The organism is Coleofasciculus sp. C1-SOL-03 (assembly GCF_040220555.1).
Lineage (GTDB): Bacteria > Cyanobacteriota > Cyanobacteriia > Cyanobacteriales > Coleofasciculaceae > Coleofasciculus.
Genome location: NZ_JAVJUO010000049.1, coordinates 41,324 through 57,449, shown reverse-complemented (window position 1 = coordinate 57,449; position 16,126 = coordinate 41,324). Strand labels below are relative to the sequence as shown.

The 16,126-nt window shown below is 46.0% G+C and carries 14 protein-coding genes; 5 read left to right on the top strand and 9 right to left on the bottom strand.

The genetic code is table 11. The features are described from left to right. A partial coding sequence (locus tag RIE73_RS07465; protein ID WP_446400592.1) for a hypothetical protein occupies positions 1-189 on the top strand: 189 nt, incomplete at its 5' end. Positions 190-220: 31 nt separating this feature from the next. Here the strand turns inward: RIE73_RS07465 and RIE73_RS07460 are convergent. Further along, positions 221-409 (bottom strand): hypothetical protein, encoded by a 189-nt coding sequence (locus RIE73_RS07460; protein ID WP_446400591.1) that lies wholly within the window; start codon positions 407-409, stop codon positions 221-223. A 355-nt stretch (positions 410-764) separates the two neighbouring features. Here RIE73_RS07460 and RIE73_RS07455 point away from each other — a divergent pair, with 355 nt between their 5' ends. After that, positions 765-1,730 carry a protochlorophyllide reductase gene (locus RIE73_RS07455; RefSeq protein ID WP_446400590.1) on the top strand — a complete coding sequence of 322 codons (966 nt, stop codon included), beginning with the start codon at positions 765-767 and terminating at the stop codon, positions 1,728-1,730. Between the two features lie 759 nt (positions 1,731-2,489). Here the strand turns inward: RIE73_RS07455 and RIE73_RS07450 are convergent. From RIE73_RS07450 to RIE73_RS07430, 5 genes are all read right to left on the bottom strand, one after another. Beyond that, positions 2,490-3,071, bottom strand: a complete 582-nt coding sequence (locus tag RIE73_RS07450) for a sugar O-acetyltransferase (RefSeq protein ID WP_446400589.1) — start codon at positions 3,069-3,071, stop codon at positions 2,490-2,492. Positions 3,072-3,299: 228 nt separating this feature from the next. Continuing rightward, positions 3,300-4,565 (bottom strand): P-loop ATPase, Sll1717 family, encoded by a 1,266-nt coding sequence (locus RIE73_RS07445; RefSeq protein ID WP_446400588.1) that lies wholly within the window; start codon positions 4,563-4,565, stop codon positions 3,300-3,302. A 151-nt stretch (positions 4,566-4,716) separates the two neighbouring features. Then, positions 4,717-5,628: a thylakoid membrane protein ThyD gene (gene thyD, locus RIE73_RS07440; protein WP_446400587.1), complete on the bottom strand. Its 912-nt coding sequence runs from the start codon at positions 5,626-5,628 to the stop codon at positions 4,717-4,719. 7 nt (positions 5,629-5,635) lie between these two features. Then, entirely contained in the window at positions 5,636-6,025 is a 390-nt protein-coding gene (gene psb28, locus RIE73_RS07435; protein ID WP_446400586.1) for a photosystem II reaction center protein Psb28, read from the bottom strand. Between the two features lie 321 nt (positions 6,026-6,346). Then, complete coding sequence (locus tag RIE73_RS07430; protein WP_446400585.1) at positions 6,347-7,156, bottom strand: SDR family NAD(P)-dependent oxidoreductase; 810 nt, start codon at positions 7,154-7,156, stop codon at positions 6,347-6,349. A gap of 655 nt (positions 7,157-7,811) precedes the next feature. Between RIE73_RS07430 and RIE73_RS07425 the strand changes: the two genes are divergently transcribed. Continuing rightward, positions 7,812-8,264 (top strand): hypothetical protein, encoded by a 453-nt coding sequence (locus tag RIE73_RS07425; protein ID WP_446400584.1) that lies wholly within the window; start codon positions 7,812-7,814, stop codon positions 8,262-8,264. A 95-nt stretch (positions 8,265-8,359) separates the two neighbouring features. Here RIE73_RS07425 and RIE73_RS07420 read toward each other — a convergent pair whose 3' ends face one another. After that, positions 8,360-9,121, bottom strand: coding sequence for a biopolymer transporter ExbD (locus RIE73_RS07420; RefSeq protein WP_446400583.1), 762 nt, complete (start codon positions 9,119-9,121; stop codon positions 8,360-8,362). Positions 9,122-9,236: 115 nt separating this feature from the next. Further along, positions 9,237-10,073, bottom strand: coding sequence for a MotA/TolQ/ExbB proton channel family protein (locus RIE73_RS07415; protein ID WP_446400582.1), 837 nt, complete (start codon positions 10,071-10,073; stop codon positions 9,237-9,239). Between the two features lie 818 nt (positions 10,074-10,891). On the opposite strand from RIE73_RS07415, the gene RIE73_RS07410 reads away from it, so the two are divergent. Both RIE73_RS07410 and RIE73_RS07405 read left to right on the top strand, forming a co-directional pair. After that, positions 10,892-14,095, top strand: a complete 3,204-nt coding sequence (locus tag RIE73_RS07410) for a toll/interleukin-1 receptor domain-containing protein (protein ID WP_446400581.1) — start codon at positions 10,892-10,894, stop codon at positions 14,093-14,095. Positions 14,096-14,253: 158 nt separating this feature from the next. Continuing rightward, a complete protein-coding gene (locus RIE73_RS07405; protein WP_446400580.1) occupies positions 14,254-14,556 on the top strand; it encodes a YkvA family protein in 303 nt (100 codons plus the stop codon). Between the two features lie 498 nt (positions 14,557-15,054). Here the strand turns inward: RIE73_RS07405 and RIE73_RS07400 are convergent, their stop codons facing one another. After that, positions 15,055-16,008: a hypothetical protein gene (locus RIE73_RS07400; RefSeq protein ID WP_446400579.1), complete on the bottom strand. Its 954-nt coding sequence runs from the start codon at positions 16,006-16,008 to the stop codon at positions 15,055-15,057. Between the last annotated feature and the right edge of the window lie 118 nt (positions 16,009-16,126).

Sequence of the window (16,126 nt, the reverse complement as noted above, 5' to 3'; positions counted from 1 at the left end):
CCCTTCCCGCCATCCCGGTTAAGATGTCTTGTCTTAACAACAACCCGACAAAAGGTTTTAGAGAGTATCCGGACTAGGGAAGCATCCGGGTGTCTGTACCAAACCGGGACTCAATGCGGTATTCAACGGTTTAAATCGCCGCTTGTCCGGCAATCCCCACGCTCCACGTTAGTAGCGTGGGGTTGTTGAATCTTATGACCCTGCCGAAGCCAACTTCTAATTAGCTACGCCAATCAGGAAATTGACCCTGAAGACAGGCAGCGATTTCATCGTTCCACTCATCTTCTATTTGGGTAATCCACGCCTCAAACTTATCCTCAGTTCCTGACTTGAACGTTTTGTACCGTAATTTTAACGACATTTTATCGCCGCGCTGGGATTGGTGATGAGAAAGTTTGCAATAAGTCATTATTAATCTTCCGATAATTATTAATTAACTACAAATCAGTGGCTTTCTAAACTTCTCTTAACAAATATATGGAATTGTAAAGACAAGATCTAGGGATTGAATAACACAACCTAGGTGATGATACAAAATAAGATTGGTGATACTGTATGGTCTGGATAAGTAATTTCAATGCAACCTCAGCGTGACCAGACAGAATCCCTTTGGTGAGCGAGGTCACAATTTTCCACGCTGCCTCTCTACCCGATCCACCGGAAATTTTTTTGATCAACTGGATCTCCTCAACTGTAAAATCGGTAGATCAGTGGGATGAAATCCTAGAAAGCAGTTAACGGTGGTTAACGGAGTTTTGAAGCCAATGGAACAACATCAAAAATCAACGGTTGTGATTACGGGTGCCTCATCAGGGGTGGGTTTATATGCTGCCAAAGCCCTAGCGAAACGGGGAAATTGGCATGTGGTGATGGCTTGTCGGAATTTAGAGAAAGCCCAAAACGCTGCCCAAGAGGTGGGTATCCCCGAAGACAGCTACACGATAATGCATATCGACTTGGGTAGCTTAGAGAGTGTGCGTCAGTTTGTAACCAAATTCCGGGAAAGTGGCAAATCCTTAGATGCCTTGGTGTGTAATGCTGCCATTTATATGCCCTTACTCAAGGAACCTCTGCGATCGCCAGAAGGGTATGAGTTAAGCGTTGCCACAAATCACCTGGGACATTTTCTCTTGTCTCATCTGATGCTAGAGGATTTGAAGCATTCCTCGGCAGAGTCTCCCCGGCTGGTTATTTTGGGAACGGTGACTCACAATCCTGATGAATTGGGTGGAAAGATTCCACCGCGTCCCGACTTAGGGGAACTCAAGGGGTTTGAAGCGGGATTCAAAGAGCCTCACTCGATGATTGACGGCAAAAAGTTTGAACCCGTCAAAGCTTACAAAGATAGCAAAGTCTGTAACGTTCTGACTATGCGAGAACTGCATCGGCGTTATCACGAATCAACCGGTATCGTCTTCAGTTCCCTGTATCCAGGATGTGTGGCTGATACACCCCTGTTCCGCAATCACTATCCCTTGTTTCAGAAACTTTTTCCCTTGTTCCAGAAACACATCACGGGTGGGTATGTGTCGCAGGAGTTGGCAGGTGAACGGGTTGCTGCTGTCGTTGCCGATCCTGAATATAGCCAATCCGGTGTCTATTGGAGTTGGGGGAACCGACAGAAGAAAAATGGTCAATCCTTTGTCCAGAAGGTTTCTCCCCAAGCCCGCGATGATCAAAAGGGGGAACGGATGTGGGAGTTAAGTGCCAAGTTAGTGGGAGTGGCTTGATCGGAGACTAAGCTGTCACGCATGTAAATTGGGAATGGGTAGTGAGCAAGATGCTCACCCGACAAGGATTTCACCATTATTGACATTCAGGTTCAAATACCAAACAGCTTAGGTGTTACCGTTCGTCCCAATTACTCCATATCATGAGTCGGGGTGATTCATGGATTGCCCCGACTATAATTTTGGAAAAAATCGGTTAGTTCTTGGACATAAAGTATTAAGAAATATTAACAAGTGTCAACTCCTGACTGTTCTCTATTCCCCGTTTCTTGTTTCCTTGTCCATGTTCTGACGATTTCATTGAAGAAATAATACAGTGTATTACGAAAGCGTTGACAATTATTGTATCCTTTTCTACCATAGTTAATATTCCTTCTAAAGAAGGTTGCTTGGATGTATTACAGCAAGGGAATTTACTCTCATAGCCAAAAGAAAATCCCATTGCTGTAGACGATTGATGTTGACGATATTTAGATAGGGCGCATTTACCCAAAAAAGCCGTTAGGTTTTTCAAGCTTGACCAAGCTTTGTATGACGGTAAAACCTGTCTTAGTGGAGCAATTCGTTGAAAAGAGATGGCTCGACGCGAACAGGTACTGGTAAGTGAAACTTTAGTGATAGCAGATGGATGTTAGGGTGCATTTTCAGATTCAAGTGACGTGTTTGATAAGGGTCTTTATTTAATCAACGCCACTGATAGATAAGAATGGGCGATCGCTGTTAATTCTTAACAAGAGAGAGCGATCGCCTTTTTTTGGGTTAAATGTCCAGGATGGGAGGTTGAGTTGGACTCACTTGTCGAATAACCTGACAGGGGTTTCCTACGGCGATAACGTTGGCGGGAATACTTTTGGTCACAACACTACCCGCACCAATCGTTGTGTGATCACCAATCGTGACACCTGGACAAATAATTGCACCGCCACTAATCCAAACATTATTACCAATTTTAATCGGTGCAGCCAGTTCGCGTCCAGTTAATCTTTGGGCGGGATCAGTGGGATGATAGGCGGTATAGATCTGCACATAGGGACCACATAAAAGGTTATCGCCTAGGTGAACTGTATTACAGTCGAGAATTACACAGCCATAGTTCATGTAGAGATTATCGCCAACATAGATATTACTGCCATAATCACAGTAAAAGGGAGGACTAATTTGAGGATTAGATCCCAGCTTGCCAAATAAGTCTTGTAAAAGTTGCGATCGCGTTTCTATTTCGTCTTCAGTTGTGGCGTTGTACAAGCGGGTGAGATGACAGGCTCGATTGTGTAATGCTTTTAATTCAGGGTCAGATGCTAGATATAGCTCTCCCGCTAACATCTTCTGTTTTTCGCTCATCTGCTTTATCAAAGCAATATCTAGTTAATTTATCATGTCCGCAATCTTCCTTCAAGACTATGCTCCCAGAATCACAAGACTTAAGCTTTAAAGATTTAGCAATATACCGTAGTGGCGTGGCACACCTTAATTGGTGGATTAGCATTGTAGGGGCGCACGCCGTGCGCCCGGTTTCACCGCCAAATCTATTCCACAATTTTAGCTGTGTCAGTCCGCCATCGTGGGATACTAACGCTGTCCTTTGCGTACCATATTCAATCCATACAGGTACAGTTCAGCAACCGCATAGACACGAGGCGGCGGATCATTGGCACGAGAACGTTCGGTGAGAATACCAGCTTCGATCATATCCCTGATAGTTTCCGTTAATTTGTTATCCTCCACTGTCCAAATTTCCGCTAGTCTCTCTTCCTCAATCGGAGAACGTTCATTTTGTAATCTATCCAGATGGTCTTTAAGTTCGGGGTACTCGTTGCGGACTTCATCAACACGTTGTTCGGAAACATAGGGAAAAGCATTAATCAAAGCTTTGGGGCGCAGAACTATCTCTTTACTATACTCTGTCGAGAAATCTTTTTCCCGTTTAACTGCTTCTTGTAACAATAACACTAAACTCCTCGGGAAACAGTTCTTTTGACCGTCAGCAATACGAGTCCGCACCCAATTATAAGTATAGGCTTTTTTCCCCCGCCCCATCCGTTCACCCCAGAGAGGATACAAGCTAGTCCGAAGTTGTTCTAGCTCAATGGCATTTAGTCGTTCCACTGTTACTCCCAATTTTTGTTCCAAAAAGCGGCTAAGAGTAGCAGAACTGGTTAAGGCTTGGCGTAGCACAAGTCTCCAGAGATCAGCCTCATCCCAACGGAGTTGAAGTGATCGCCCAGTGTAATGCCCTTTGTTGGTAAAGTTAAGTTGATTCCAAATATCTTCCCGTAAAAATATTTTAGGGACAATACATCTGAGACTTGTCCCACTCTCCAGCCACCAAGCCAGTAACGCTCCAAGTGCTTGTTTGCGACGAACATAGTCTTTTGGAGTCGAACCAAAACCAGCATCTAACTCATCATAAAGTAGCCATACGACCTCTTTATTCTCTTGCAACCAGCGGTCAATCGCCCGTAATTCATCAGCCGCTTGCGACCCAGCTTGGGGAGATTGAGTGCGATGGACTAACCACTCGACGATTGGAGAATGGGGAGGGTTGTCTTGATCAACTAATTCAACTAACTGTTGATCTAATTCAGGGAGTGAACGTAATTCAGGTATAGCATAACACAGTTGCAACAGAGCATAATTTAGCCAAAAAATTGACCAACTATTCTCACCCACTTGTTGCTCATAACTCGCTAAATCATTACTTTCTAGGATTTCAATGGCATAGCCTCCTAAATAAATAGAACCAGTCCAACGCCCTTGGTCATGTAACACTTGAGCATCTTCAAACCGACGCCGAGAAGCACCAAGCTGGCAACGTCTTAATGTCAATAATGACAAAATTCTTGTAGTGGCGTGGCACAGCTAAAATGGTGCGATAGATGTAGTACGTAGTGAGGGAACTTCAGCCCTCTTCGGCTAGGCGGAGCGAGAACTAAAGTTCTCACTACAAACAAAGACAAAAAGACGAAACAAGTTTTCCCCAAGCGTGTCACTTAGACGTCACAATATCAGCTAACGCAGGTTTGACATTGGCATAGTCATAGTTAAAACCACTGCTAGTTGTCCGCTTAGGTAACACCTTTTGACCCTCTAAAACTACCTTAGCCCCTTCTCCTAATAACGCTTCTAGGGCAATACTGGGAACAGGTAACCAGGAGGGACGATTCATCACATCTCCCAAAGTCTGACAAAATTCCGACATCCGCACAGGATTGGGTGCTGTAGCATTGAAAACCCCTTCCATGTCATTACGGGTGAGTGCATCGATAATCAAATTCACCAAGTCATCTCGGTGAATCCACGAGAACCACTGACGCCCACTACCAATTGGACCCCCAGCAAATAGTTGAAATGGAGGTAACATTTTCGCTAGTGCGCCACCATCACCGAGAACAATGCCAAACCGGAGGATAACCAACCGCACTCCAGCCTCTTTTACCTTTTGCGCTTCCGCTTCCCACGCCTGACAGACTTGGGCGAGAAAATCATCTCCAGGGGGACTGGTTTCAGTATAGGTTGCTGTTTCGCTAGTCCCGTAATAGCCAACAGCCGACGCATTCACTAAGACACTGGGTTTGGATTGCGCTTGGTTGATGGCTTCAACAATTCGCCGGGTTCCCAGTTGGCGGCTATCGAGAATTGCTTTTTTCCGTTCCGGTGTCCAGCGATTCTCACCGATGGGTTCCCCCGCCAAATTTACCACCCCATCACACCCTGCGATCGCCTCTTGCCAAGACCCAGATTCGGTGGGAGTATAGGCGATAATCTCTAAATTCGGGAATAAGCGAGTGGCTTTGGCTCGGTTTCGGGTGAGAATCATCGGTTGATGCTCTAACTCCAGCAGACGCTTGACTAAGCGAGAACCAATAAATCCGGTTGCTCCAGTAATAGCAATTTTCACGATTGAGTTACTCTGCTCCCTGTGCTTGTTGGGTATCACCGTAAGCCATACCATTGACTTCGGCATAGCGGTGCATAAAGCGCATGAACCGATCCCAGTGATCTTGGCGCTCGATTTCAAATTCGCAGTCTACCCGCCTTAAATCATCGCCTTCTGGACCACCGAATATAAATTTAACTGAGGATGGTTCCACACTAATTTGTCCTTCTTCATCAATTAAAAGCAAGGCGTTGGCGAATCGTTTGGTATAACTCTGGAACTTTTCTATCGCTTTTAAGGAATCGAAACTCATTAATACTGAACGCACGCCCGAATTCCGATTTCGCCGCAAGCTAACATTGCTCAGTTCTTCAGGAAGTCCTTCAAAAAATTGAATGGATGGCGTTTGGGTAGTCATTTTAAATGGCGAATACTATATAGTTCAGTATACAAAACTTGATGCCTCTCACCAAAGAAATCCTCTGATCGGCAATACATCCCCCATTTCTGCTCAGGATACTGCGGGCGAATAGGACGTCCTAGTGCAGCGCGGCTTCAAATACTAACCAGTTAACCAGCTTTAAAAGCAGCTACATTATGTTCCTCATCGCCTTCTGCCACCTGCCTTCGGACTTCTGCCTTCTTGTACTAGAACCCTGAGTCGGGGCGGGTTTCGTCACATCTGGGCGCAACCGACACGATAGTCGTGAAACCCGCCCCTACACCATCAAACCTTACATCAACGATGACTGGTGACAACTGTCGGTAATGCACCCGTTCGGGATAAAGGTGCCGCCATTTGTAAGACTTTCTCCATCAGCCATGGCGCAATCCGACTGCACCACACGGCTAAATGACTTTGCCATCCCACCAGGATTTCTGGTGAATCCTTTTGCAGTCCTGTGACTAGGGCTTGGGCGACTTGCTCCGGTGTCATGGGCATGACCCAGCGAAATAGCTGTAAACCCCTTACCATATCAGTATCCGTCAGGGAAGGGAGCAAGGCAATCACCCGGATATTATAGGGCGCTAGTTCGCCTCGCAAGGCTTGGGTGAAGCCTAAAATCGCAAACTTGGTGGCGGAATAGGTCGCCATCGTTGGCGCAGCGACTTTGCCCATTAAACTGGAGACGTTAATAATGATGCCTTGGCGTCGAGCTGCCATGCGTTTGGCAAGCAGACGGGTAATCGTGTATAATCCCATCAAGTTAATCGCCAGCTCCTCCTGCATCTTTGGCAGTTTTGCGTTTAAAAAGGGAGTTTGATGGGCAACACCTGCACAGTTAACTAGGATGTGAACGGGTCCATAAGTGCGCCAAGCGCGTGCAATTTCTACATTCACGTCTACCAGTTGGGTTAAATCTAACGCCAAAATAGCGACCTCGACACCTAAATTTTCAATCTCCGCCGCCACGGCTGCTAAACGTTGGCGATCGCGGGCGATTAAGATTAGGCGCTTAACACCGTTTCGGGCAAGTTCGAGGGCGATCGCACGACCAATTCCCCGCGATGCTCCGGTAACCAAAGCAGTCTTTCCTTGAATATTCATGGCAAAAACCTCACTGAGTTCAGTCTCACTCGGTTTTTCCGATTATTCATGCTCAGGGGTCTATAACTCCTCCTAACCGCCTCAGCATGAGGTGAGACATAAGTAATCAGAACGTCGAATTATCTCTCAGTTGCACTAAAACGTTGAAGAGTAGGATATGTTTCACGCTTCGCCATTTTTTGAGTGAATAGGCGAGTGATCGGGTGGTGAAACAGTAATCAAATCTTTGTAATCAACGGGTTCTATGAAAAGCTCACCCGTGAGTCGAACATGATCTCCAGTCATGCGGTAACTGCAAAGAGTGAATCATGATCATGATATGTCTCCAAAGGAACTCGGTGAATGCGGAAGCGTGAGTTGTTGATCGAGTACCCGATACATACCTGGTCGGTAATTCGCTAAATCAGCCAACCACCTGACCGTCAAGATAAACGCAGTGTTTATGCAATTAGCCTCCTATCAACGAGCTTCTACCAAAATCGACTCATTACGCATACATTAGCAATTGTTTCAAGACGATGGCAATATTTTTTAATAAATTCCTCGTAACATTTCTTTACAAACCCTGAAACCCTTTTCCAGATTGACCTGTAGCTGGTTTAACCTTTCGCGAGTACAATAAACAATCAACAATGAACTATCGACCCGAATCCGTGTGTCTATCATCATCATCTTGGCTGAAGTCAGCCTTATCCTGGTTCTGTTATCTCTCGTAAACTGGCTGGTGGGTGTTATTTTCCAGCAGTTGATGAAGGTATCTTGGCTCAAGCAGGGAAGCCAGACTCTGCGTCAGAACATCCGGGGTATCTTGATTCTGAGTGGTATTGTCCTGAGTCTGACGGTTATCGGTGTCAATGGCTGGTTACTTTACCGAGGCGAAGACTTAACTCAATACACATTGACCTTGATCCGAGGTATCCCTGTGCAATTTTGGGTCACACTCGGCTTGGGGATCATCAAAAGCATCAGTCTGCTGATTTTGGCGGGGATCGTTCTGCGTCTATGTTTGCATGGCGACATTGGTGATCCAGCAAGTGGAACTGATCGCCCAACTCGCCAACTATGCCACACAGGGACTGTAGCGTTTAATCGCCTCAAAATAAATTGAAATTCGGGTAAAAATGGTTAAAGCTATTGCTGTCCAATATTTATTTGGGAAAATCAAACTAACAATTTAGCACACCAACTACGGAAGACCCACAATTATTCCCCTTGCGGCTGCGGTGACGTGGGTGTGCCAGAATTAGGTGACACCGAACCACCGGGATTGATTTGGGATTGTCCCGGAGACGGGGATAAACCCCCTGGATTTGGTTGGGGTGTTCCAAATTGAGGTTGACCCGGAATCCCTGGAAATTGAGGTGGCAAATTGGGGTTAAATGTGCCATCGGGATTAACAGGCATTTGTCCAGGATTGGGGTTAAATTCGGGGACTCCAGTTGGCGGAGACATGGGATTCGTTCCCGGAAATTGCGGCGATTTTCCCGGAGAATTAGCTAGCGCTACGCGATCGCCCCCGACTTCCCGCAGCAAATCTAAGACTTGCACAACTTCGTTATACATGGCGTTGGGGGAAGCGTAGAGGACAAACACGCCACTGGGGTTTTGTTGCTTGTAAGCTTGGAGTTGTTGAATAAACTTCTCTTGAGTGATCATCTCCTCTTTTTCCACATACACTTGCCCCAATTCATTTAGACTGATCATCAGAATTTGTCGTCCCTGGGCGGTTCCGGTACTGGCTTTGGGTAAATCCACATTAATGGCTTGTTGGCGCGATAGCCCCACGGCTGCCAGGATAAAGAAGGTCAAGATACAGAAAATAACATCAATTAGCGGTACGATCTCGATCCGAACTTCTTCCGTGGGGGAATCCATCCGCAAGTTTAAGGGGCGGGGTAATGGGGGGACAAAAGCGGCGCGTTGTTTTTTGGTTTGCTGCTGGGGTGACTGGCGTAGTGTTGTCATTGTTTAAAGGTCAAAATCGGGCAAACTATACGGGTTTATGATGTCTGCTTTGGTGTCTGTGAGAAATGGGCATTGACTGCCAAGCTGCACTCAGGATATCAAGACAATCAGAGTTCTAATTTTCTGGCTTTCCTGGGGGGTTGGGGACAGCCGTGCGATCGCTTTCCGGAATTTGAGCATTGTCTGGGTTAACCTGATCATCTTGCTTCTGTTGGGTTCGAGGTTTTGGGGGTGAAGTGCGATCGCGTTTGGGAACCTCAAAACTCTCTGGGTACAGATTAACGTGATTCTCTGGGAGAGTGTCGTTCAGCACTTGCTCACTATCCTCAGCCTGTAACCAATCTTGGCGATACAGTAATTCCAACTCTGTCCCCGCTTTGCGGAATATTTTGACTTGGTTAAACCAAAAGGCTTGAAACAGTCGATAAAATGCCAAACTGGTAATCGCAATAATCAGTCCCGTCGCCGTACTAATCAGCGCTTCACCGATTCCCAACGTTACCCCGGCGGTGGAGGCTGTACCCAGTTGATCAATGGTAATGGAACCTAAGGAGTTGATTAAACCAAGTACCGTCCCCAGTAACCCCAACAGAGGGGACAGGGCAATCACCGCTTCTAATAGCTTATCGCCGCGTCGCATCGCCGCTAACTCATCATCCGCCGCCCCCTCTAAAGCCAAGCGGAATAATTCCGGTTCGGGGCTAATCAGGCGTAAGGGAGCATATAAATATCGTCCCACGGGTTGTCGCCGTGATTTCATCGCGATTTCCCTAGCCACCTGCCAGTTTTGAGCGGCTGCATCCAGCACCCGATTGACGACTTCTTCTTGTTTCAAGAGGATTCCCCCCCAAAACCACAGGCGTTCAAAAATTGTCCCTACGGCTAGGATCGAGAGTCCTAACAGGGGCCATATAGCGATTCCGCCCTTTTCAATAACCGCAACAATATCCATATCCATTCTCAACCTCCCTTGATTGCTTAGTATAATAGTCCCTGCTAAAATGCAAGCCACTCCAATTCTAGGGATTTCTCGCCGCTTGCAAAGAGGTTGATTAATTTTCAAGGGCTAGAGCGCGGGATTCGGGAGAGACGGGTGGCAATCTGGCAACTGTCTCAATACGGTTCAGTTAAGGGGTGTAGAGACGTAGCATGCTACGTCTGGAAGCTGGGAAAGAAAACATTCAATCAATTGTTATTGTCAATAGTGACAAAATTCTCGTAGTGTGAGCATCTTGCTCGCTACTCATTTGTAATTTGTCTTACAATCCCCACGCTCCACGTTAGTAGCGTGGGGTTGTTGAACCCCAACTTAAATTAAATGGCACTGAAAACTTGCATTTTTGAATCGCCGAAACACTTGATATACCGTAGGGTGGGCAATGCCCACCAGCCTTAACTTAGTACCATTCAACCTAAATTTTTGCACAAAAAGTTCTCGTAGTGGTGTGGCACACCTTATTTGATAGATTAGATTCGGCTTGTAGTAAGGGCTTTAGCCCTATATCCTGTTGCGTTTCCTGTCGTCAACCCAACCTACAACCTATTCCACAATTTTAGCTATGTCAGTCTACGACTGGCGTGGCACAGCTACAATGGTGGGATGGATTTTACGGTTACATTAGACGCACGTCTGTACGGTAAAAGGGCGCACGTCTGTGCGCCCCTACAATCGTCATCCACCCAATTCGGTGTGTTACGCTACGACAACGGTGACATACTCCACATTCAGAGGTGCATTTCTGACGTTTAATTAGGGACAAATACCAGAAAATGACACCATTATTTGATGCCTTTATCTCCTACGGACGAGCCGATAGTAAAGCTTTCGCGCAAACCCTGCAAGCGCGTCTCACTGCACAAGGGTTTAACGTCTGGTTTGATTTCAATGATATCCCCCTAGCCGTAGACTTCCAGAATCAAATTGATGATGGGATTGAAAAAGCCAGTCATTTCCTATTTATCATTGCGCCTCATTCCGTTAACTCTCCCTATTGCCTAAAAGAAATTGAATTGGCGATTAAGTTGAATAAACGGATTATTCCCATATTACACGTCATGGAAATTAGCCGGGAAACCTGGCGGCAGCGTCATCCCAATGGCACAGAGGAAGAGTGGGAAGCGTATAAGGCAAAGGGGTTACATGAAAGCTATCAGAATATGCACCCGACAATCCGTAAACTCAACTGGGTGTTTTTTCAGGAGGAGACAAACGATTTTGAAGCATCCTTAGCTGACTTAGTAAAATCACTCCGTTCTCATTCCGACTATGTAGACCAACATACCCGTTTTCTCGTCAAAGCCTTGGAATGGGAACGGAATCAAAAGCAACATAGCTGGCTATTAGTGGGCGAAGAGAGACAACAGGCAGAAGCTTGGTTAAAGGTACGGTTTAAAGATGAACAGCCGCCTTGTACTCCCACTGATTTACATTGCGAATACATCACCGAAAGTATCAAAAATGCCAATAACTTGATGACGCAGGTGATTCTTGCTTACAGCGACACGGATAAGCCGACGATGGAAAAGATTCGTCGCAGTTTAAGGCGAGAAAGTATTACCGTGTGGACAAATACAACTGATATCCACACAGGAGAATCCTTTGAGGAGGCAATAAAACGAGGGATTGAACAAGCTGATAACTTGGTTTATTTGCTTTCACCGGATTCCATCAGCTCAAAATACTGCCAACAAGAATTAGACTTGGCGGTGTCACTGCACAAGCGGATTATTCCGGTATTGGTACGGGAAACATCATCAGGAGAAGTCCCCTTAGCGCTACAGGGATTACAATATATTGACCTCACCGATAATGTAAAGGAAGAGGATTATCACCTTGATGAAAGTCAGTTATTACGGATTCTGCATCAGGATGAGGCTTACTATCGAGAACATAAGATTTTACTGACTAAAGCGCTGAAGTGGAAAGAGCAATACTCCAATCCCAGTATTCTGCTCCGAGGCTATAACTTACGCAGTGCTGAAGCGTGGTTAAAAGTCGCACAAAAACGGACACACTATCCACCTACTGCCTTACAGGAAGAATACATTACTGAAAGCCTGCGACAACCGCCATTAGAGTCACTGGATGTGTTTATTTCTTACTCTCGTGCGGATTCAGACTTGGCAAGAAAGCTGAATGATGCGTTACAGATGCAAGGAAAAACGACGTGGTTTGACCAGGAAAGTATTGCATCGGGGAGTGACTTTCAGCAGGAGATTCAGTTAGGGATTAAAGCCTGTGATAACTTTTTATTTATTCTTTCCCCGCGTTCGATAAAATCCCCCTACTGTGCTGCTGAGGTGGAGTATGCAGCCAGTTTAAATAAGCGGTTTGTCACCGTATTACATCAACCCGTAGACTCGGCAGATTTACATCCAGAGTTAGCCAAGATCCAGTGGATTGATTTCAATCAGAATCAACGGGAGTTTAATGCCAATTTCAATCAATTGGTCAGAGCCTTAGATACGGATAGAGAACACGTTCGCCTGCATAGCAAATGGTCACAGCGGGCGTTGGAGTGGCAGCAGCATGATCAAAGTGATGATTTGTTGTTACGGGGCAATGAATTAGCCATTGCACAAGACTGGTTACAGGAAACGAATCAAAGCCGGAAAAAGCCGACAGCAACCGACTTACAAAAGGCATTTATTCAAGCCAGTCTAGCGGCAAAAGAGGCTCATTTGCATCAAGAAGAAAGTCGCCGTCAACGAGAACTTAAACAAGCTCGCCGAATTATAATTGTATCGATTACTGCCTTGATTGGGTTGATAGGTTTAAGTAGTTTGGCTGTAGTCCAGTGGCGGGAATCAGAAAAAAGGATGGCAGGTCAAATTGATGCGTTAAGCCGATTTTCCCAGATACTGGTTAAATCAAATCTGAAATTCGATGCTCTGATTGAAGGGATTCGGGCAGGAGCGCTACTCAAAAAATCGAATTCAGAAAACTTGGAGAGTGAGAAGCGAATTTTCAATAGTTTGCAGACGGTAATTTATGAAAGCAAATTTAGAGAGCGGAATCGACTAACTGGTCATAAAGAAGCAGTCTATAGCGTAGTGTTCAGCCCAGATGGAAAGACGATGGCTTCTGCTAGTAGGGATAATACAGTCAGGTTGTGGAATCAACAAGGTGAACTTCTCCATACCCTTTCGGGTCATAAAGATGATGTCTATAGCGTAGTGTTCAGCCCAGATGGAAAGACGATTGCTTCTGCTAGTGGGGATAAAACAGTCAGGTTGTGGAATCGAGACGGTAAACTTCTCCACACCCTTTCTGGTCATGAAGATGAGGTCATCAGCGTAGTGTTCAGCCCAGATGGAAAGACGATTGCTTCTGCTAGTTATGATAAAACACTCAGGTTGTGGAATCGAGAAGGTGAACTTCTCCACACTCTTTCTGGTCATGAAGATGATGTCAATAGCGTAGTGTTCAGCCCAGATGGAAAGACGATTGCTTCTGCTAGTGATGATGGAACAGTCAGGTTGTGGAATCTAGAAGGTAAACTTCTCCACACTCTTTATGGTCATGAAGATTTGGTTGGTCGCGTAGTGTTCAGCCCAGATGGAAAGACAATTGCTTCTTCTAGTTCTGATAAAACAGTCAGGTTGTGGAATCGAGAAGGTGAACTTCTCCACACGCTTTCTGGTCATGAAGAAACAGTCATGAGAGTAGTGTTCAACCCAGATGGAAAGACAATTGCTTCTGCTAGTTCTGATAAAACAGTCAGGTTGTGGAATCGAGAAGGTGAACTTCTCCACATTCTTTCTGGTCATGAAGAACCGCTCTGGAGCGTAGTGTTCAGCCCAGATGGAAACACGATTGCTTCTGCTAGTGGGGATAAAACAGTGAAGCTGTGGAATTTAGAGGATTTAACGCTAGATGCACTCATGCATAGAGCCTGTGATTGGGTTGGGGATTATCTAAAATACAACGCCCCAGATAGCGATAAATTTCTGTGTGATACTGTAAAACAGTAACAAAGCGCGATTCCCATCATCCCTGACAAATTCCCATCCCATCAAACTCTCCCCCTCACGCCAGCAGGTGTAAGTTCTGCACCTGAACAGGTGGGTTATCCCCACAGGGGTTCCGGAATGAATTTGGCAAGATGAAAGGTAGCTGTCGGGAAAAACTGATGAATAATTTTTCAATCCAATCCATTTATAACTGGTATCGTAACGCGGTTCGCAATCCTAAATACCGTTGGTGGATAGTCTTAGGGACTCTCCTCTACGTGTTTAGTCCCATTGATATCGCTCCAGACTTGATTCCAATTGTCGGGCAAATTGATGATGTCGTCGTGCTGACGCTGCTGGTGTCTGAGATGTCGCAGTGGTTAATTGATTTGGCTAAATCCCGCCAAGCGGGAATCGTCACGGAAGAAACCAGTGCGACACCGGAAACGACGGTAGATGTGAACTCTGTTCCTGTCGAATAAGTAGGTCATTTGTCCTTCTGCCCTGGAGCCCTCTGCCTTTTGCTATATCAGGCGTGGGTGCAGCAGAATGAATAGAAGCAGAGGAAAATAGTGGCGTACATTGGTGTCAACTTACGCTTAAACCTTGATCTGACCCCTCCCTAACCCCTTACAGGTGTAGGTTTTTTATTTTAGGGTGGGGACAAGACAAGGAGGACAAGGATGGAAAGAGGACTTGGGGGAAAAACCGTACAAAATTAGGTTCGGTCAAACTCACTTCTAAAAGCCGAAACGCCCTATTTTCGTTCTCACTCTTCCTTGTCTACTGGTCTACCTGTCTTCTAAGTCTTACCTCCACCCCAATCTTAAAAAACCTACCCTTATGAGCTCCCTAACCCTCCCCTTGCCAAGGGGAGGAAATTTTTAGGTCACACCAGTACTAGGGAATAGGCAATAGTTTTAAACTCCAGTTGTTAAGAAAGATGTGGCTAATCCATAGAGGGGTGGAAATGTCAAGAACTAGAAATCAGGAAATGTGTAGCCTACGCCAAGGATAATACCGATATCGGTCTCATCTTCAATAAAACCAATATTGATTGACCCGTTGGCGACAAACGATCGCGACAAGGGTACATCCACACCCCCAGTGAGTAAAAATCCGATATTGTCATCACTATCCGTTGACAAGGCGACTCCCCCGCCTAAAAACGGGGCGAAGCGAACGGGTTCAAAGGGATCAACACGAGGAATGAGAAAGTCGTAAGTCAACGGCACCATAAAGAGCGCATCATCGCCAATAATTACACCAGGTCGCAAGGATATATTACGAGACAATCCAATTTTGCCATTTATCACAAAACCAGCATCCCCTAAAGCCGTTTGACCCCCATCGTCAGCATCAGCGTCAGCGTCAGCGACATCATCCTCTTCAGTTAAACCAATGTTGATCCCAATCCCCAAATAGTTGGGAACGCCGCGAGTTCCCCGGCGGATATCCAGGTCGGTTTGAGCCAAAGTCTGTGACTCATTCAACCCAATTTCTGCATCCTGAGTTGGCTGTAGAGTCAGTGTATCAGCCGATGAGGTCAGGGATTCGGGGACAGGTTGAGTCGCGATCGCCTCCGCTTGACTGGTACGCTTTCGGGGAGAGGCTGGAGAGTCTGTAAGGGTTGGATTGACAGAACTCTGGGTAGCGGCGGGATTGCGGGTGAGTCCTTTACTCCAAGACACGGAGGGCGTCGGTGATTCTACCGTAGCACTGGGTACTGGTGTGACGTCTGGCAATGAAGACTCAGCCGGGAGATTAACTGCATCCTGAGTCAGTGCAGGATCACCTGACAATCGATTCACCCAAGCATTAGCGGGTTCAGCCGTTCCCTCGGCGCGTACTTCAGCCGCAATGGATTCTAAGCGAGTTAATGATCCGCCTGGACTGGAGACTTGAGCGCGAACGGGTAACGGATGGTTCCCCATTGTAAATAGTCCTAGACCGACGCAGTAAGTAGCGGAGCGTAAAAGATTATGTTTCAAGGTCACTCCTCAACAAAAAATTCAAAGGTTAAAACTAGCAAAACCGATTTGCTGATTATTG

What these genes read in the sequence shown, in the direction of transcription:
- RIE73_RS07400 (WP_446400579.1), bottom strand. Translation starts at nt 16,008, where the DNA reads ATGGGGAACCATCCGTTACCCGTTCGCGCTCAAGTCTCCAGTCCAGGC.
- psb28 (WP_446400586.1), bottom strand. Translation starts at nt 6,025, where the DNA reads ATGACTACCCAAACGCCATCCATTCAATTTTTTGAAGGACTTCCTGAA.
- RIE73_RS07430 (WP_446400585.1), bottom strand. Translation starts at nt 7,156, where the DNA reads ATGAATATTCAAGGAAAGACTGCTTTGGTTACCGGAGCATCGCGGGGA.
- RIE73_RS07405 (WP_446400580.1), top strand. Translation starts at nt 14,254, where the DNA reads ATGAATAATTTTTCAATCCAATCCATTTATAACTGGTATCGTAACGCG.
- RIE73_RS07460 (WP_446400591.1), bottom strand. Translation starts at nt 409, where the DNA reads ATGACTTATTGCAAACTTTCTCATCACCAATCCCAGCGCGGCGATAAA.
- RIE73_RS07415 (WP_446400582.1), bottom strand. Translation starts at nt 10,073, where the DNA reads ATGGATATTGTTGCGGTTATTGAAAAGGGCGGAATCGCTATATGGCCC.
- RIE73_RS07410 (WP_446400581.1), top strand. Translation starts at nt 10,892, where the DNA reads ATGACACCATTATTTGATGCCTTTATCTCCTACGGACGAGCCGATAGT.
- RIE73_RS07450 (WP_446400589.1), bottom strand. Translation starts at nt 3,071, where the DNA reads ATGAGCGAAAAACAGAAGATGTTAGCGGGAGAGCTATATCTAGCATCT.
- RIE73_RS07455 (WP_446400590.1), top strand. Translation starts at nt 765, where the DNA reads ATGGAACAACATCAAAAATCAACGGTTGTGATTACGGGTGCCTCATCA.
- RIE73_RS07420 (WP_446400583.1), bottom strand. Translation starts at nt 9,121, where the DNA reads ATGACAACACTACGCCAGTCACCCCAGCAGCAAACCAAAAAACAACGC.